This is a genomic window from Ramlibacter sp., from assembly GCF_050250995.1.
Classification (GTDB): Bacteria; Pseudomonadota; Gammaproteobacteria; order Burkholderiales; family Burkholderiaceae_C; genus Ramlibacter.
In genome coordinates this window covers 175,613-192,439 of the sequence record NZ_JBFWNP010000001.1, presented here as the reverse complement: position 1 = coordinate 192,439, position 16,827 = coordinate 175,613, and the positions used below count along the sequence as shown (strand labels likewise).

Genomic DNA, 16,827 nt, shown 5'->3' with positions numbered 1-16,827 from the left:
TTTCGATCCTTTCCGGGCGTTCCGCCTCAGGCCGGGAGGGACGTGGAATCCACTCCCCCCACGATCAGCATGGGCTGGTTCGCCCAGCCTTTCAGTAGTTCGAACGCAGCGAGATACGTAACCTTGACGTGCGAGATCTTCCAGCCTTCGCGCTCCTTTCGATACTTGCATTCGTAGACGCCGTACTGCCAGGCGGAGACCGGTTGTCCCGGAACCCTTTCCAGGGTGCAGGGATTCATCCAGTTCCAGCGGCCGGTGGCGTGTGTTCCATCGACCTCGATGACGGGGCTCACCGTGACGTGGAACGTGGAGGTGAGCAGCGGGTGTACCCCTTTCACTCCTCGCGCGAATTCCGAGATCTCGCTGCGCTTGTTGAAGCTCTTCGTGAATGGCGAGTACTCGCCGACGCAGTCTTCGGTGAAGCAGGCGACGAAGTCGTCGATGCGGTCCTCGTCGAACGCGTACCCGTATTCGTACATGAGGTTCTTGATCTTCTCGAGGTCTTCGACTGCCTCCACTTTCCGCTCGAGACGGATCAGCCTTTGCTCTAGTTCATCTGACACTGATTACTCCAGTCGTGGGTGAGAAACGAAATGCGTTGCGCAATGGGATGTGCAAAGCGTAATTCCGCTACGCTCCCAACGGCTTCACATTTCATTAAGGCCGTGTTTTGCGCCGGACCGGACCAGCGGCTTCGGCGAGACGCTCGCGATGTACAGTCGCTCGGCAACGTGTAGGAGAACCCCATGCACTTCGATCTGATCGATCTGCGCTTGATGGTGAACATCGCCATGACGAGCAGCATGACGAAGGGAGCCGATCTCTCGAACATTTCGCTGCCGGCCGCCAGCGTGCGGGTACGAAGTCTGGAGGAGGCGGTGGGTTCGAAGCTGCTGTATCGCACCAGTCACGGCGTGACCCTGACGCCTGCGGGTCAGGCGCTAGTGCATCACGGCAAGATCGTTCAAGGGCAGGTGGATCTGCTGAAGGGCGATTTGCAGGAGTACGCGCGAGGTGCGAAGGGGCACCTGCGGGTCGCGGCAAATACCACCGCACTCGGCGAATTCCTGCCCGCTGTTCTGCGCACGTACCTGCAGACCCACCGCGATGTCAATATCGACCTGCGCGAGCGTTCCTCCTTCGACATCGTCAAATCGGTGGAAGACGGGCACATGGATATCGGAATCGTGGCGGGTGAAGTCAGCACGGGATCTCTGCAAGCCCTCCCGTATCGGACCGACCGGCTCGTTCTCGTCGTGCCGCAGGACCATGAACTTGCCGCAACGGAGGTGATCGAGTTCAAGCAAAGCCTGCCGTACGACCAGGTGGGTCTCCACGAAGGGACGGTCTTTCACGCTTTCTTGCGAGGCATTTGCGACCAACTCCACATGCAGTGGCGGCTGCGGATCCAGGTGAGCAATTTCGACACTGCGTGCCGCATGACGGAGGCCGGAGTCGGAATCAGCGTCGTTCCCGGAGCCGCCGCGCGACGGCATGCGCGTAGCCTCAGCGTTTCGCTCCTGCGGCTGTCCGACGCCTGGGCCATCCGAGTGATGCAGATTTGTGTACGCGACCTGCAGGCGCTCCCCGCATTTGCACGCGACTTCGTCGAATTGCTGGCGGAAGATGCCGATACCGCAGAGGAGTAAGGGATCGAGGTGACCCTTGCCGAAGCCACGTTGTGGGACCGTATCGTGGCGCGCGGATGATGACTGTGTCACAATCGATCCACCATGCGGAACACCGTCGATACCGCTTCCACCGAGGCCGCGCGCACGGGCACCCAGAGCATCGAACGCGCCGTGCTCCTGCTGCGCGAGATCGCCTCGCGCGGCCGCACGGGCTGGGGCTTGCGCGACCTCGCGCAGCACACCGGCATGGGGCCGGGCACCGTCCACCGCATCCTGAAGTGCCTCGTGGACCAGCGCCTCGTCCACCGGCGCAGCACCGACAGCCGCTACCTCATCGGCCCGCTGAACTTCGAACTGGGCCTGAGCGTTCCCAGCCGCATGGAACTGCTCGAAAACGTGCATGCGGTGCTGAGAAAGCTCTCACGGGCGATGCCCCGGATCAACGCCGTGTGCTTCCTGCGCAGCGGCGACGACTGCGTGTGCTTCGCGCGCGAGGGCCTCACCGCCTACACGAGCGCCGCGACGGCGACCAAGACCGGCCAGCGCATGCCGCTGATCGGCGTGACCTCCGGCGTGGCGATGATCGCGGCCATGCCGGCGGCGGAAGGCAGGGCCGTGTACGAGCGCAACCGCCAGCGCGAAGCGCACCTCGGCGAGGCGCACCTCAAGCGCGTCGACGACCTGCTCAAGGGCTGCCAGCGCGACGGCTACGGGCTGAGCGAAGGCGATTTGTGGCACGGCGTGAACTCCATCGCGCTCGCCTTCGGCCCGCACCACGACCCCATCGGCGCGGTGGCCGTGTCCGCCTGGTCCGGCAACCATGCGGCGAGCAAGCTGCGGGCGGTGCTGCCCGAGCTGCGCGAGGCGGCGCAGGCGCTGGCGGACGCGGTCGACGAGCCCTGAACGTCATTCCCGCGAAGGCGGGAATCCAGGGCTCCCCCCAAGCGGCGCCGCACCCCCACCTCTCCCCGGCTGTACCACAGTGTGGATCGGCTGCTCCCCGCCCCGATTGCGCCCGCGGGGGGCAGCGCCTATTCTGGCCCCGCCATGCCGCTCAAACCCGACGTCCTCCAAGCCCTCGACTTCCCCGAAGTCGTCCAGTCCTATTCGGCCGACGATTCGATTCGCTATGCCCTGTCCATCGGCATCGGCCTCGACCCGGTCGACCCGGCGCAGTTGCGCTATGTATACGAGAAGGACTTGAAGGCCTTCCCGACGATGGCGGCGGTGCTCGGCTGCACGCCGCGGCCGTGGTCGACGATGCCCGAGACCGGCGTGACGCGCACCAAGCTCGTCCACGGCGAGCAGCGCATCGTGTTCCACGCGCCCTTCCCGCCCGAGGGCGAGGTGCGCTCCAAGGACCGCATCGCCGGCGTCTACGACAAGGGCGCCGAGAAGGGCGCCATCGTCGCGACCGAGCGGCAGGTGTTCGATGCGAAGACGGGCACGCTGCTCGCCACCCTGCAGGCCAAGATCTTCTGCCGCGCCGACGGCGGTTTCGGCGGCGGCAACGTGCCGGCCGAGCCGGTGCGCGCCTTCCCCGACACGCCGCCCACGCACGTGATCGAGCTGCCCACCTTCATCCAGCAGGCGCTGCTGTACCGCCTCAACTACGACCGCAACCCGCTGCACGTGGACCCCGAGGTCGCGAAGATCGGCGGCTTCCCGCGGCCCATCCTGCACGGCCTCGCGACCTGGGCCGTGGCCGCCTACGGCATCGTGCGCGACGTGCTGGGCGGCGACGCCGACCGCCTGCGCGAATTCGAAGTGCGCTTCTCGCAGCCGGTGCTGCCCGGCGAAACCGTCACGCTCGAAGCGTGGGTGCAGGGCGAGGACGTGCTGTTCCGCGGCTTCGTGCGCGAACGCGATGCGAAGGTGCTGGACCGCGGCTACGCGCGCATTGCCGCCTGAACGAAATCAACGGAAGCAAGACATGACCTACGAATGGATCCGCTTCGAGATCGTCGACAAGATCGCGACGCTCACCTTCAACAACCCCACCGCGAAGAACGCGCTGAGCACGCCGATGCGGCTGGAAGTCGCGGACGCGATCCGGCGCCTGCGAGCCGGCGAGGACACCAAGGACCTCGACGTGCGCGCGCTCATCCTGCAGGGCGCGGGCGACGCGTTCTGCGCGGGCGGCGACGTCAAGGCGATGACCAAGATCCGCTCGGCCGCCGAGATCCGCAACCGCATCATCGACGCGCACACCTGGTATGACGACCTGCTGAACCTCGAGATGCCGGTGATCGCCGCCGTGCGCGGCCCCGCGTTCGGCGCCGGCCTGAGCATGGCGCTCGCGGCCGACCTGATCGTGGCGACGCCCAAGGCCAGTTTCTGCTCGGTGTTCCCGCGCATGGGCCTCATCCCCGACCTCGGGCTGCTGCACGTGCTGCCGCGCCTGATCGGCCTGCAGCGCGCCAAGGAGATGATGTTCTCGGCGCGCGCGGTGGGCGGCGAAGAGGCGAAGGCCATCGGCCTCATCTACGAAGTGGTGGAAGAGGACCAGCTCGACGTGTCCGTGCAGGCGCTCGCGAAGCAGTTCACGAATGCGTCGATGACCGCCATCGGCATCACCAAGGCGCTGCTCAATCGCTCGTTCGAGACCGACCTGAAGACCATGAACGAGCTCGAGGCCATGGGCCAGGGCGCGGCCGCGAACACGCAGGCGCACCATGGCGCGGTCGAGCAGTTCCTCTCCAAGAAGCCGCTGTCGTATGGCGGCTTCAAGAAGTCGGACTGGGTGAATGGCGGCAAGAAGGGGGCGGCCACTTGAGCAAGCGAACCCCCGTCATCGTCGGCATTGCCGACGTTCCGCTCGCCGCCGGCAAGTTCGCGCAGGGCGAGACCGTGCTGCAGGCGCAGGCCAAGGCCGTGCATGGCGCGCTGGCCGATGCGGGCCTGTCGCTGAACGACGTCGATGGCCTGCTCACGGCCGGCGCCTGGGGCTATCCCGGCCCCGGCATGCTGATGCCGCTGGCCGTCGCGGAGTACCTGTCGATCTCGCCGCGCTATCTCGACGGCACCAACATCGGCGGCAGCGTGTTCGAGGCGCACGTCGCCCACGCGGCGATGGCGCTGCAGGCCGGCTATTGCGAGGTCGCGGTCATCGTGTACGGCAGCGCGCAGCGTTCCGCGCGCAGCCGCTCCGCCGGGGGCCGGCCCACCGAGTTCATGAACCAGTACGAAGTGCCCTTCGGCCACATGGTGCCGGTGGGCAGCTACGCGATGGCGGCGCACCGCTACATGCACGAGTACAAGCGCGGCCCGGAGGACCTGGCCGAAGTGGCGGTGGCCGCGCGCAAGTGGGCGCAGCTCAACCCCGCCGCCTTCGCGCGCGATCCGCTGAGCGTCGAGGACGTGTTCGCGAGCCCGCTGCTGTGCGATCCGCTGCACGTTCGCGACTGCTGCCTCGTCACCGACGGCGCGGGCGCCATCGTGATGACGACGGCCGAGCGTGCGCGCGATTCGAAGAGCCGCCCCATCAGCCTGCTGGGCTATGGCGAAGCCGCCGGCAACCTGCAGATTTCCGAGATGGAAGACCTGGCGTGGCTCAAGCCCGCCGCGATGGCCGGCGGCCGCGCGCTCGACATGGCCGGCCTGAAGCATGGCGACATCGACGTGCTGCAGGTCTACGATTCGTTCACCATCACCGTGCTGCTCACGCTCGAAGCCCTGGGCTTCTGCGAACGCGGCCAGGCGGGCGAGTTCATCCGCGCCGGCCACACGGGCAAGGGCGGCAAGCTGCCCATGAACACGAGCGGGGGCGGCCTGTCGTGCATGCATCCCGGCATGTACGGCATGTTCCTGCTGATCGAGGCCGTGCGCCAGTTGCGCGGGGAATGCGGCGAGCGCCAGGTGGCGGATGCCGAAGTCGCGCTCGTGCATGGCACGGGCGGTTATCTGTCGAGCGGGGCCACCTGCATCCTGGGGAGAGGCTGATGGCCGAAGCGACACCCGCAATGAACACCAAGCCCGTGCCGCGCGAAGACGCGGAGTCCGCGCCCTTCTGGCGTGCCGTGCATGAAGGCAGGTTCGTGCTGCCGACCTGCGGCGACTGCGGCAAGCGGCATTTCTACCCGCGCGCGCTGTGCCCGCACTGCCGCTCGCTCAACGTGAAGTTCGCGCCGGCCGCGGGGCAGGGCACGATCTACTCGTACACCGTGAACCGCCAGCCGGCGGGCGCGGAGTTCGCGGCGGACGTTCCCTACGTCGTCGCGCTGGTCACGCTCGACGAAGGGCCGCGCATGCTGACACGCATCGTCAACACGACGCCCGAGTGGGTGAAGATCGGCCAGCGCGTGTCCTTCGTGCCGGTGCGCATCTCCGACGACGTATCGCTGCCCTGCTTCGAGATCCAGGCATGAGCGAAGCGCTGCAGCGGATGTTCAATCCGCGCTCGATCGCGGTGATCGGCGCGTCGAACGATCCCAACCGCATCGGCGGCCAGCCCATCGAGCTGCTCAAGAAGTATTTCAAGGGCGCGATCTACGCTGTGAACCCGACGCGCGACACCGTGCAGGGGCTCAAGACCTATCCTTCGATCGGCGCGGTCGACGGGCCGGTCGATCTCGTCATCGTCGCGCTGCCCGCGAAGTCGGTGCAGGGCGCGGTGGAGGAATGCATCGCCAAGGGCATCGACGCCTGCGTCGTGTTTTCCTCCGGCTTCGCCGAGGAAGGCCCCGACGGCGTGGCGATGCAGGAGAAACTCGTCGCGACCGCCCGGGCCGCGGGCATGCGCCTCATGGGCCCGAACTGCCTGGGCATCGGCAACAACCGGCTCGGCTCGTGGGCCACCTTCGCGGGCGGCGCGGCGCAACTGCCGCCGGTGGGCGGCCTGAGCATCGTGGCGCAAAGCGGCGGCTTCGCGTCGTATGCGCTCATGCTGATGAAGAAGCGCCAGCTGGGCCTGGCCCACTGGATCGTGCTGGGCAACCAGGCCGAGGCCGACTTCGCCGATTGCATCGACTACCTCGCCGACGACCCGGACACGAAGGTGATCCTGGGCTATCTCGAAGGCATCGCCGACGGACCCAAGCTCGTCGAGGCGCTGAAGAAGGCGCGGCGCAACCGCAAGCCGGTCGTCGTGGTGAAGGTGGGCAGCTCGGAGGCGGGCGGCATCGCGACCGCTTCGCACACGGCCACGCTCGCGGGCGAGGACGCGGTGTACGACGCCGCACTGCGCCAGTACGGCGCGTACCGCGCCGAGACCGTGCATGAGGCGTTCAACGTCGCCTACGCCTGCATGCGTTCGCCCGGCCTGCCGAAGTCGAACCGCACGGGGATCATCACGGTGTCCGGCGGCTTCGGCGTGCTGATGGCCGACACGGCCGAGCGCGCCGGACTCACGGTGCCGGCGCTGCCGGACGACACGCAGCAGCGGCTCAAGCAGATCCTGCCGTTCTCCAACGTGCGCAACCCGGTCGACATCACCGCGCAGATCCGCAACGACTTCTCGCTCTTCACGCGCACCGTCGACGAGGTCTTCGAGCAGGACGCGTGCGACATGGCCGTGATCTACCAGATGGGCGTGGACTACACGCACATGCGCCCGCTGGTGGTGGAGTCGCTGACCAACTTCCGCAAGCGCAAGCCCGACTCGGTGCTCGCGCTGATCCTCATCGCGACGGACGAGATCCGCCGCGGCTACGAGGACCTGGGCTTCATGGTGTTCGAGGAGCCGTCGGAATCCTTCAGGCCGCTGGCTGCGCTGCGCTGGTTCGCGCAGTCGTTCGAGAAGGCGGCGAAGGAAGAGGCCGCAGTCACTTCGGTGAAGCTTCCGCCGCTGCCGGCCTTGCCCGCGGGCGCCGCGACGCTCGACGAGAAGGAGTCGAAGGCGCTGTTCGCCGCCGCCGGCTTGCCGGTGCCCGCCGAACATTCGGCGCGCACGGAAGACGAGGCCATCGCGGCCGCGGAATCCATCGGCTATCCGGTCGTGCTGAAAGTGCTCAGCCGCGACCTCGTCCACAAGTCCGACGTCGGCGGCGTCGAGCTCGACATCCGCAATGCGGACCAGTTGCGCACGGCGTTCCGCCGGATGCACGACAACGTGAGCACCAAGGCGCCCGGCGCGCGGATCGACGGCGTGCTGGTCGCGCCGATGATCTCCGGCGGCCTCGAGTTCTCGCTGGGCGTGCAGAACGATCCGGTGTTCGGACCGACCGTCATGGTCGGCCTCGGCGGCATCTTCATCGAAGTGCTCGAGGACGTGGCGTTCCGCCATGCGCCGGTGAGCCGCGACGAAGCGCGCGGCATGCTGCGCGAGTTGCGCGGCGCGAAGATGCTCGACGGCGTGCGCGGCAAGCCCGCGGCCGACGTCGACGCGCTCGTCGATGCGATCGTGAAGCTCTCCGCGCTCGCGGCCAGCGGCGCGGACCGCATCGCGAGCATCGACATCAATCCTCTCATCGTGCTGCCCGCCGGGCGGGGCGCTTTCGCGGTGGACGGCGTCGTCCAGCTGCGCGAGACCGCCTGACGCACGCATTCGTTCCACCATCCAATTCAACCAGGAGTCACACATGGGCAAACTCGACGGCAAGCTCTGCATCGTCACCGGCGCGGCACAGGGCATCGGCAAGGGCATCGCGACCGAAATGGCGAAGCAGGGCGGCAAGATCGTCCTGTGGGACATGAAGGAGGACGCGGTCATGAAGGCCGCCGCCGAACTCAAGGAAACCGGCGCGACCGTGTGGCCCATCGCGGGCGACGTGTCCGATCCGAAGTTCGTGGAGGACACGTTCCAGAAGATCGAGTCCGAATACGGCCCCATCGACGTGCTGGTCAACAACGCCGGCATCACGCGCACCGCGATGCTGCTGAAGATGACCGACGAGCAGTGGCACGACGTGATCCGCGTCAACCTCACCGCGCTGTTCTACACGACGCGCGCCGCCGCGCGGCTGATGAAGGAGCGCAAGAGCGGCTCCATCGTCAACGTGAGCTCGGGCGCGGGCCAGAAGGGCACGATCGGGCAGGTGAACTACGCCTCCGCCAAGGCCGGCGTGATCGGCATGACCAAGGCCACCGCGCTCGAAATGGCGCGCTACAACGTGCGTTGCAACTGCGTGGCGCCCGGCGTGATCGAGACCGAGATGACCACCAAGATCCTCACCGACCCGAAGCTCGCGCCGCAGTACCTCGCGAGCATTCCGCTCGGCCGCGTGGGCAAGCCCTACGACATCGGCGCCGCCATCGCCTTCCTCGCCTCCGACGAGTCGAACTTCATGACGGGCCAGGTGCTCGGCGTGAACGGCGGCGCGATCATGATGTGAGCCCGGCATGAGCATCAAGAACAAAGCCTACATCGTCGGGGCCTTCGAGCACCCGACCCGCTTCGCGCCCGACAAGTCGCTGGCGCAACTCCACGTCGAAGTCGCCATGGGCGCGATCGCCGATGCCGGCCTGTCCAAGGACGACATCGACGGCGTCTTCTGCGACAGCGACGCGCCCGGCAACGGCGCGCTCATGCTGATCGAATACCTCGGCATCAAGCCGCGCCACATGGACACGACGGAGACCGGCGGCTCGGCGCCGCTGGTCCACGTGTCGCATGCCGCGCAGGCCATCGCCGCGGGCAAGTGCAAGGTGGCGCTGATCACGCTCGCCGGCCGTCCCAAGGCGGAAGGCATGTCGACGGGCACGGCCTCGCGCCCGTTCGACGCGAACGATCCGTCGGCGGAATTCGAGAGCCCCTACCGCCCCGCGATCGCCAACCTGTATGCGATGGCCGCGCGCCGCCACATGCACGAGTTCGGCACCACGAGCGAGCAGCTCGCGTGGATCAAGGTCGCCGCTTCGCAGCATGCGCAGCACAACCCCAACGCCGTGCTGAAGAAGCCGGTGACGGTGGAAGACGTCGTCAATTCGCCGATGGTGGCGAACCCGCTGCACAAGCTCGACTGCTGCGTCATCAGCGACGGCGGCGGCGCGCTCATCGTGGCGAGTCCCGAGATCGCGAAGCAGCTGAAGGTGCCGCGCGTCGCGGTGCTCGGCGCGGGCGAATACTCGTGCAACACCTACGGCGGCAAGGTCGACCTCACGTACTCCGGCGCCCGCATGACCGGCGCGACCGCGTTCAAGGAATCGGGCCTCACGCCGAAGCAGATCCAGTACGCCTCGATCTACGACAGCTTCACCATCAGCGTGCTGCTCGCGCTGGAGGACCTGGGCTTCTGCGAAAAGGGCCAGGGCGGCAAGTTCGTCGAGGACGGCGGCCTCATCTCCGGCCGCGGCCACCTGCCGTTCAACACGGACGGCGGCGGGCTGTGCAACAACCACCCCGCGAACCGCGGCGGCATCACCAAGGTGATCGAAGCCGTGCGGCAGTTGCGCGGCACGGCGCACCCGATGGTGCAGGTCAAGGATTGCCAGTTCGCGCTGGCGCACGGAACGGGCGGACGCATCGGCACGCGGCACGGCAGCGCCACGCTGGTGCTCGGGAGGGAATGAGCATGGCAGAGCAACAAACCACCACCATCCCCGGGCCGAAGCGCGCGCCCGGCACCGAGCGCTTCTGGCAGGCCGCGATGGACGGCAAGCTCCTGCTGCGCCGCTGCACGAAGTGCAACGAGTTCCACTACTACCCGCGGCCGCAGTGCCCCTTCTGCTGGGGCGACACCGAGTGGGTGGAAGCCAAGGGCACGGGCGAGATCTACACGTACAGCGAGATGGCCCGTGCGGAGCCCGCCTACGTCATCGCCTACGTGAAGCTCGACGAGGGCGTGTCGATGATGACGCACATCGTCGACTGCGACCCGAAGGCGCTGAAGGTCGGCCAGAAGGTGCGCGTGGTGTTCCGCGCCGCGCAGGACGGCACGATCGCGCCGATGTTCACGCCGCAATGATTTTGAAGGAAGAAAAGAAATGACTCAGGACATGGCAGGCAAGGTGGTCGTGGTCACCGGCGCCGGTGGCGGCATCGGCCGTGAGATCGCGCTGGCGATGGCGAAGGCGGGCGGCAAGGTCGTGGTCAACGACCTCGGCGTGTCGATCACGGGCGAGGTGAACGCGCCCGGCGCGGCGCAGCAGGTGGTCAACGAGATCAAGGCCGCGGGCGGCGAGGCCGTGGCCGACACGCACAGCGTGGCGGAGTGGGACAGCGCGCATGCGATCGTGCAGACGGCGCTCGACACGTTCGGCCGCATCGACTGCGTCGTGAACAACGCGGGCATCCTGCGCGACCGCATGTTCTTCCGCATGAACGCGGAGGAATGGAAGTCGGTGATCGACGTCCACCTCAACGGCGCGTTCTACGTGTCCCGCGCGGCCGCGACGCATTTCAAGGAGCAGGGCTCGGGTTCGTACGTCCACATGTCGTCGAGCGCGGGCCTCGTGGGCAACCTCGGCCAGACGAACTACGGCGCGGCCAAGATCGGCATCGCCGGCCTGTCGAAGAACATCGCCGTGGACATGGCGAAGTTCAACGTGCGCTCCAACTGCATCTGCCCGTTCGCGTTCACGCGCATGGTCGGCTCCATTCCCACCGACACGCCCGAGAAGGCGGAGAAGGTGCGCAAGGTCGCCGCGGCCATGACGGCGGCGCAGATCGCGCCGATGGCCGTGTACCTCGGCAGCGATCTCGCCGCGGAAGTCAATGCGCAGGTCTTCGCGGTGCGCGGCAACGAGATCATCCTCATGAGCCAGCCGCGTCCGCTGCGTTCGGTCCACCGCTCGGGCGGCTGGACGCCCAAGGACATCAACGAGCACGCGATGGTCGCGCTCAAGCCCGACTTCTACGGCCTCGAGAAGTCGTCGGACGTCTTCAACTGGGAACCCGTCTGAACGCGAGCGTGCGATGAAGTACGAGACGATCAAGAACTGGCGCTTCCCGGAGGTCGAGCAGACCTACACCGAGCTCGACACGATCCTGTACGCGCTCGGCGTCGGCTACGGCAGCGACCCGATGGACGAAGGGCAGTTGCGCTTCGTGATCGAGGACGGACTGCGCGCGGCGCCCACCATGCCCGTCGTGCTCGCGCACATGGGCTTCTGGCAGCAGAACCCCGAGACGGGCATCGACTGGCGCAAGATCGTCGCGGGCGAGACCGCGCTCGAGTTGCACAAGCCGCTGCCGGTCGCCGGGACGGTGGTGAGCCGTGCGCGCGTGACGGGCATCGCCGACAAGGGCGCGGCCAAGGGCGCGGTCGTCTACCTTGCGCGCGAGATCTCGGACAAGGCCACCGGCGAGTTGCTCGCGACGATCCGCACGGGCACGTTCTGCCGCGGCGACGGCGGGCTGGAGCAGAGCGACCCCGCGCCGCCGCCGCCGCCGGAGATGCCCGCGGGCGCGCCGGACCTCGCATGCGAGTTGCGCACCGTGCCGCAGCAGGCGCTGATCTATCGTCTCTCGGGCGATCGCAATCCGCTGCACTCGACCCCTTCGGCCGCGAAGGGCGTGGGCTTCGAGCGGCCGATCCTGCACGGGCTGGCGACCTACGGCCTGCTCGGGCATGCGGTCGTCCGCACGCTGTGCGACTACGATCCGTCGCGCCTCGCGTCGATCTCGGCGCGCTTCTCGTCGCCCGTCTTCCCCGGCGACACGATCCGCACCGACATGTGGAAGCGCGGCGACGAGGTGTTCTGCCGGGCGACCGCTGTGGAGCGCAATGTCGTGGTGCTGAACAACGGCGTCGTGCGCGTGAAGGCCGCATGAGCTCGCCCGGGACACACGCGGGGATGACGGCGCGACACGCATGAACTTCGATCTGTCCGACGAGCAGCGCATGCTCGGCGAGGCCGTCGCCGGCTTCCTCGAGAAGCGCTCGATCCCCCAAGGCGATGCGCGCGCGCAGTGGCGGCAGCTGTGCGAGCTGGGGCTCGTCGCGCTGCCGTTCGATGCGGAACACGGCGGCATCGAGGGTGGACCGGTCGAGCACATGATCGTGCTGCAGGCGCTCGGCGGCGCGCTGGCCCTCGACCCTTACCTGTCCTGCGCGGTGATGGCGGGGAGCGCGCTGCATCGCCTGGCCGACGAGACACTGAAGCGCGAGCTGCTGCCGCGGTTCGCGAGCGGCGACGCCATCGTCGCCTGGTCGCACGAGGATTCGGGCGCGCTCCGCGCGTCGCGCACCGCGAACGGCTGGACGCTGCACGGCGAGCGCCCGCTCGTTCTCGGCGGCGGGCTCGCCGATCGGGTGCTCGTGAGCGCAGCGGTCGATGGCGGCGACGGCTGGGGCGTGTTCCTCGTCGATCCTGCGCAGGCGGGCGTGGTGCGCAAGGCGTACCGCATGCCCGATGGCCACGACGCCGCCGACCTGAAATTCGACAACGTCCAGGCGCAGCACGCCGTCGGCACGCCCGGCCAGATGCGCCCGCATATCGACTGGGTGCAATCGCGTGGCCTCGCGGCGCTTAGCGCCGAAGCCGTCGGCGCGATGTCCGCATGCCTGCGCACCACCGTCGATTACCTCAATGTCCGCCAGCAGTTCGGCGTGCCGCTGTCCACGATGCAGTCGCTGCAGCACAAGGTGGCCGACATGCAGGTGGAACTCGAACTCTCGCGCAGCATGATGATGCTGGCTGCGGCGTCCTGCGACATGGACGACGCCGCGCAGAGAAACAAGACACTGAGCGCCGCCAAGGCGCGCATCGGCCGCGCCGCGCGCCACGTCGGCCAGGAAGCCGTGCAACTGCACGGCGGCATGGGCATGACGGAGGACTGCAAGGCGGGCCATTACCTGCGCCGCCTCGTCGTCATCGACATCCTTTTCGGCGACGCCGACGAACACCTGCAGCGGCTCGCCGATGCCGGCGGGCTGATCGAGCCCGCGCCCTTCTGACCCCACCATCGCCATGAGCAACAAACCTCTTTCGGGCATCCGTGTCCTCGACCTCACCCGCGTGCTCGCGGGCCCCTTCGCCGCGCAGACCCTCGGCGACCTCGGCGCCGAGGTCATCAAGGTCGAACGCCCCGTCACCGGCGACGAGTGCCGCGCCTACGGCCCCGCCTTCGTGAAGGATGCGGACGGGAAGAACACGCCCGAGTCCGCGTTCTTCCTGAGCGCGAACCGCAACAAGAAGTCCGTCACCGTCAACATCGCGAAGCCCGAGGGCCAGGCCCTCATCCGCAAGCTCGCGGCGGAGTCGGACGTCGTGATCGAGAACTACATCGCCGGCACGCTCGCGCGCTACGGCCTCGACTACGCGTCGCTGAAGGCGGTGAATCCGCGCCTGGTGTACTGCTCGCTCACCGGCTACGGCCAGGACGGGCCGGACATGTACCGCCCCGGCTACGACGCGGTGTTCCAGGCGGCCGGCGGCATGATGGGCATGACCGGCCTGCCCGACGACCAGCCCTGCGGCGGGCCGATGAAGGTCGGTCCCAGCATCGTCGACATGGTCGCGTCGTATCACGTCACGATCGCGGTGCTGGCGGCGCTGCGCGCGCGCGACAACGGATCGGGCGAAGGCCAGCACATCGACATCGCGCTGCTCGAATGCTGCGTCGCGTCGCTCAGCCACTTCGCCGAGGAATATCTCGTCTCGGGCATCGTGCCCACGCGCCGCGGCACCGAAGGCAACGGCGGCATGCCTTCGCAGGCGCTGAAGTGCCTCGACGGCTCGGTCCAGATCACGGCGCCCGGCGACATCAAGTTCCGCGCCCTGTGCGAAGTGCTGGGCTGCATGGAGCTGCTGGAGGACGAGCGCTTCGACACGATCGCTAAGCGCTCGCTCAACCGCACCGCGTTGACCGCGCGGATCGCGGGGCTCGCGGCGCAGTGGAAGCGCGACGATCTCTACGCCGCGCTCGACGCCGCGAACATCCCGGCAGGCCCGGTGCGCAACATGGCCGAGGTGTTCGAGGACAAGCAGCTGCAGCATCGCGGCATCGTGGTGAAGACGCAGCATCCGGTGGGCGGCGAGATTCCGCTGGTGCGCAACCCCATCCGCTTCTCCCGCACGCCGATCGACGAGTACAAGGCGCCGCCGACCATGGGGCAGCACAACGACGAAGTGTTCGGGCAACTGCTCGGCATCGGTCGGGAGGCGCTCGACGCGCTGGCGAAGAAGGGCATCCTGTGAGCAGCCGGGCCGCCCCGTGGCTCACGGTCGCGCAGTGCGCAGCGCGGAGGGACGTCGAATGAGCACGCTCAAGTGGCTGAAGTCGACGGAGTTCATCCGCTTCGACGTGACCGACCGGGTGGCGCGCATCACGCTGAACCGCCCCGAGAAGCGCAATGCGCTGAGCGAGGCGCTGCTGATCGAGCTCGACCAGGCGCTGCACGAGGCGGACGACCGCCTCGATGTGCGCTGCGTGATCCTCGAAGGCGCGGGGAAGGATTTCTCGGGCGGCTACGACCTCTCGACCGCCTCGGCCTACACCGGCGCCGGGCCGGAGAGCGTGGGCGGCGTGCAGTATCGCGGCATCGCCAAGCTCGACGACGACACGTGGAGCCTGGAGCGCATGCAGGACCTGCGCATGTACCTCTTCGACATGCACAAGCCGGTGATTGCGCGCGTGCATGGCAACTGCGTAGCGGGCGGCACCGATCTCGCGCTGCTGTGCGACTTCGTGATCTGCGCGAACGAAGCGCGCTTTGGTTTTCCGCCGACGCGCATGCAGGGCTCGCCGCCGAACCACATGTGGCTCTACCACGTCGGCCCGCAGTGGACCAAGCGCATCCTGATGACGGGTGACCTGCTGCGCGGCCGCGATGCGGCCCGCATCGGGCTCGCGCTGAAGTCGGTGCCGATGGCGCGGCTCGACGAGGAAGTGAACAAGCTGGCCAGGCGCCTCGCGAACGTCGACGCCGACCTGCTGGCGGCGCAGAAGCGGATCACGAACGCCGGGCTGGAACTGATGGGCGCGCGTACGCTGCAGCGCATGGCGGCCGAGACGGATGCGAGGGCACACCGCGCGGACGCGCGCCTGCAGTTCCGCGATGCGTTCGCCTCGGGCGGACTGAAGGCGGCGTTGAAGGTGCGCGACGAGCCGTTCGGCGACGGGTTGATCGACCTGGACGACGCGTCGGGCGACGCGAATTAGACCGCGGCCATGGACGTCACATTCAGCCCCGAGGAGGACCGCTTCCGCGCCGAAGTGCGCGAGTTCTTCGAGTCGCGCATTCCCGCGTCGCTGCGCCGCAAGGCCGCCGAGGGCCGCGCGTTCGAGAAGGCGGACACGCAGGCGGCGATGCGCATCGTCCACGCGAAGGGCTGGGCCGTGCCCGCCTGGTCGCGCGAATGGGGCGGCACGGACTGGACGCCGGTGCAGTCGTACATCTTCCGCGAGGAGATGTACCGCGCGGGCGTGCCCGAGCCGCATTCCATCAATGTGAGCATGATCGGCCCCGTGCTCATCGCCTTCGGCACCGATGCGCAGAAGCAGCGCCTGCTGCCCAGGATCGCGTCGCACGACGAGTGGTGGTGCCAGGGCTTCTCGGAGCCGGGCGCGGGCTCCGACCTCGCTTCGCTGCGAACGGCGGCGAAGCGAGACGGCGATCATTACGTCGTCAACGGTCAGAAGATCTGGACCTCGCAGTCGTACCAGGCGGACTGGATGTTCTGCCTCGTGCGCACCGACCCCGAGGCGAAGAAGCAGCGCGGCATCACGATGCTGCTGATCGACATGCGCACGCCCGGCCTGACGGTGCGGCGCATTCCCAGCATCGACGGCGGCGCGCATCTCACGGAGGTGTTCTTCGACGACGTGCGTGTTCCCGTCGACATGCGCGTCGGCGAGGAGAACCGCGGCTGGGACTACGCGCGCTTCCTGCTCGGGCACGAGCGCACGCACATCGCTCGCGTCGGGCTGGCGAAGGCGCGGCTCGGACAGGTCAAGGCCATCGCGGCGCGCAGGCTCGCGAGCGGCGATCGTTCGCTCGAGGCGCCCGTGTTCAAGCTGCGCCTCGCTTGGCTCGAAGCCGAACTGATCGCGCTCGAGATGACGCAGTTGCGCGTGATCACCACCGGCGGCACGCACCACGGCGACAAGGCCGATCCGGTGACCTCGGTCCTCAAGCTGAAGGGCAGCGAGCTGAACCAGGCCGCGCAGTCGCTGCTGCTCGCCGCCGCGGGCCGCGACGCGCTGCGCGACCCGCACCCTGCCCTGGAAAGCGACGACACCGATCCCGCGTGGGAGTCGCGTGCCCTCTCCAACTACGCGTTCACGCGCGCCATGACGATCTTCGGCGGCACGAGCGAAGTGCAGCGCAACATCATCGCGCGCATGGTGTTCGGCGCGACCCCTTGAAAGTAC

The 16,827-nt window shown here is 67.9% G+C and carries 17 protein-coding genes; 16 read left to right on the top strand and 1 reads right to left on the bottom strand.

Annotated features, from left to right (window positions below):
- Window positions 1-26: 26 nt before the first annotated feature.
- Window positions 27-518 carry a nuclear transport factor 2 family protein gene (locus AB7E83_RS00945; RefSeq protein WP_428564193.1) on the bottom strand — a complete coding sequence of 164 codons (492 nt, stop codon included), beginning with the start codon at window positions 516-518 and terminating at the stop codon, window positions 27-29.
- 228 nt (window positions 519-746) lie between these two features.
- Here AB7E83_RS00945 and AB7E83_RS00940 point away from each other — a divergent pair, with 228 nt between their 5' ends.
- From AB7E83_RS00940 to AB7E83_RS00865, 16 genes are all read left to right on the top strand, one after another.
- Window positions 747-1,649 (top strand): LysR substrate-binding domain-containing protein, encoded by a 903-nt coding sequence (locus tag AB7E83_RS00940; protein ID WP_428564190.1) that lies wholly within the window; start codon window positions 747-749, stop codon window positions 1,647-1,649.
- An 84-nt stretch (window positions 1,650-1,733) separates the two neighbouring features.
- Entirely contained in the window at window positions 1,734-2,534 is an 801-nt protein-coding gene (locus tag AB7E83_RS00935; RefSeq protein ID WP_428564187.1) for an IclR family transcriptional regulator, read from the top strand.
- Between the two features lie 144 nt (window positions 2,535-2,678).
- A complete protein-coding gene (locus tag AB7E83_RS00930) occupies window positions 2,679-3,542 on the top strand; it encodes a MaoC/PaaZ C-terminal domain-containing protein (protein ID WP_428564184.1) in 864 nt (287 codons plus the stop codon).
- Window positions 3,543-3,564: 22 nt separating this feature from the next.
- On the top strand, window positions 3,565-4,407 hold the full coding sequence (locus AB7E83_RS00925) for an enoyl-CoA hydratase/isomerase family protein (protein ID WP_428564181.1): 843 nt from the start codon (window positions 3,565-3,567) through the stop codon (window positions 4,405-4,407).
- Window positions 4,404-5,573 (top strand): acetyl-CoA acetyltransferase, encoded by a 1,170-nt coding sequence (locus AB7E83_RS00920; RefSeq protein ID WP_428564178.1) that lies wholly within the window; start codon window positions 4,404-4,406, stop codon window positions 5,571-5,573. The genes AB7E83_RS00925 and AB7E83_RS00920 overlap by 4 nt, the downstream gene beginning before the upstream one ends.
- Window positions 5,573-5,998 (top strand): Zn-ribbon domain-containing OB-fold protein, encoded by a 426-nt coding sequence (locus AB7E83_RS00915; RefSeq protein ID WP_428564175.1) that lies wholly within the window; start codon window positions 5,573-5,575, stop codon window positions 5,996-5,998. Before AB7E83_RS00920 ends, AB7E83_RS00915 begins: the two co-directional genes overlap by 1 nt.
- A complete protein-coding gene (locus tag AB7E83_RS00910; protein WP_428564172.1) occupies window positions 5,995-8,106 on the top strand; it encodes an acetate--CoA ligase family protein in 2,112 nt (703 codons plus the stop codon). Before AB7E83_RS00915 ends, AB7E83_RS00910 begins: the two co-directional genes overlap by 4 nt.
- Before the next feature lie 43 nt (window positions 8,107-8,149).
- Window positions 8,150-8,902, top strand: a complete 753-nt coding sequence (locus AB7E83_RS00905) for a glucose 1-dehydrogenase (protein ID WP_428564169.1) — start codon at window positions 8,150-8,152, stop codon at window positions 8,900-8,902.
- Window positions 8,903-8,909: 7 nt separating this feature from the next.
- Window positions 8,910-10,079 carry a thiolase domain-containing protein gene (locus AB7E83_RS00900; protein WP_428564166.1) on the top strand — a complete coding sequence of 390 codons (1,170 nt, stop codon included), beginning with the start codon at window positions 8,910-8,912 and terminating at the stop codon, window positions 10,077-10,079.
- A 2-nt stretch (window positions 10,080-10,081) separates the two neighbouring features.
- Entirely contained in the window at window positions 10,082-10,474 is a 393-nt protein-coding gene (locus AB7E83_RS00895; RefSeq protein WP_428564163.1) for a Zn-ribbon domain-containing OB-fold protein, read from the top strand.
- Between the two features lie 19 nt (window positions 10,475-10,493).
- Complete coding sequence (locus tag AB7E83_RS00890; protein WP_428564160.1) at window positions 10,494-11,411, top strand: SDR family NAD(P)-dependent oxidoreductase; 918 nt, start codon at window positions 10,494-10,496, stop codon at window positions 11,409-11,411.
- Between the two features lie 13 nt (window positions 11,412-11,424).
- The gene (locus tag AB7E83_RS00885; RefSeq protein WP_428564157.1) at window positions 11,425-12,282 is read left to right on the top strand and encodes a MaoC/PaaZ C-terminal domain-containing protein; all 858 of its coding nucleotides are present in this window, start codon (window positions 11,425-11,427) and stop codon (window positions 12,280-12,282) included.
- Window positions 12,283-12,322: 40 nt separating this feature from the next.
- Window positions 12,323-13,408 (top strand): acyl-CoA dehydrogenase family protein, encoded by a 1,086-nt coding sequence (locus tag AB7E83_RS00880; protein WP_428564154.1) that lies wholly within the window; start codon window positions 12,323-12,325, stop codon window positions 13,406-13,408.
- Between the two features lie 13 nt (window positions 13,409-13,421).
- Window positions 13,422-14,651, top strand: a complete 1,230-nt coding sequence (locus AB7E83_RS00875) for a CaiB/BaiF CoA transferase family protein (RefSeq protein ID WP_428564151.1) — start codon at window positions 13,422-13,424, stop codon at window positions 14,649-14,651.
- A 58-nt stretch (window positions 14,652-14,709) separates the two neighbouring features.
- Window positions 14,710-15,615, top strand: a complete 906-nt coding sequence (locus AB7E83_RS00870; protein ID WP_428564148.1) for a crotonase/enoyl-CoA hydratase family protein — start codon at window positions 14,710-14,712, stop codon at window positions 15,613-15,615.
- Between the two features lie 9 nt (window positions 15,616-15,624).
- Complete coding sequence (locus AB7E83_RS00865; RefSeq protein WP_428564145.1) at window positions 15,625-16,821, top strand: acyl-CoA dehydrogenase family protein; 1,197 nt, start codon at window positions 15,625-15,627, stop codon at window positions 16,819-16,821.
- Window positions 16,822-16,827 lie beyond the last annotated feature (6 nt).

Coding starts and splice junctions, on each gene's coding strand:
- AB7E83_RS00865 (WP_428564145.1), top strand. CDS start 15,625: ATGGACGTCACATTCAGCCCCGAGGAGGACCGCTTCCGCGCCGAAGTG.
- AB7E83_RS00895 (WP_428564163.1), top strand. CDS start 10,082: ATGGCAGAGCAACAAACCACCACCATCCCCGGGCCGAAGCGCGCGCCC.
- AB7E83_RS00935 (WP_428564187.1), top strand. CDS start 1,734: ATGCGGAACACCGTCGATACCGCTTCCACCGAGGCCGCGCGCACGGGC.
- AB7E83_RS00880 (WP_428564154.1), top strand. CDS start 12,323: ATGAACTTCGATCTGTCCGACGAGCAGCGCATGCTCGGCGAGGCCGTC.
- AB7E83_RS00890 (WP_428564160.1), top strand. CDS start 10,494: ATGACTCAGGACATGGCAGGCAAGGTGGTCGTGGTCACCGGCGCCGGT.
- AB7E83_RS00875 (WP_428564151.1), top strand. CDS start 13,422: ATGAGCAACAAACCTCTTTCGGGCATCCGTGTCCTCGACCTCACCCGC.
- AB7E83_RS00905 (WP_428564169.1), top strand. CDS start 8,150: ATGGGCAAACTCGACGGCAAGCTCTGCATCGTCACCGGCGCGGCACAG.
- AB7E83_RS00915 (WP_428564175.1), top strand. CDS start 5,573: ATGGCCGAAGCGACACCCGCAATGAACACCAAGCCCGTGCCGCGCGAA.
- AB7E83_RS00900 (WP_428564166.1), top strand. CDS start 8,910: ATGAGCATCAAGAACAAAGCCTACATCGTCGGGGCCTTCGAGCACCCG.
- AB7E83_RS00885 (WP_428564157.1), top strand. CDS start 11,425: ATGAAGTACGAGACGATCAAGAACTGGCGCTTCCCGGAGGTCGAGCAG.
- AB7E83_RS00940 (WP_428564190.1), top strand. CDS start 747: ATGCACTTCGATCTGATCGATCTGCGCTTGATGGTGAACATCGCCATG.
- AB7E83_RS00910 (WP_428564172.1), top strand. CDS start 5,995: ATGAGCGAAGCGCTGCAGCGGATGTTCAATCCGCGCTCGATCGCGGTG.
- AB7E83_RS00870 (WP_428564148.1), top strand. CDS start 14,710: ATGAGCACGCTCAAGTGGCTGAAGTCGACGGAGTTCATCCGCTTCGAC.
- AB7E83_RS00930 (WP_428564184.1), top strand. CDS start 2,679: ATGCCGCTCAAACCCGACGTCCTCCAAGCCCTCGACTTCCCCGAAGTC.
- AB7E83_RS00925 (WP_428564181.1), top strand. CDS start 3,565: ATGACCTACGAATGGATCCGCTTCGAGATCGTCGACAAGATCGCGACG.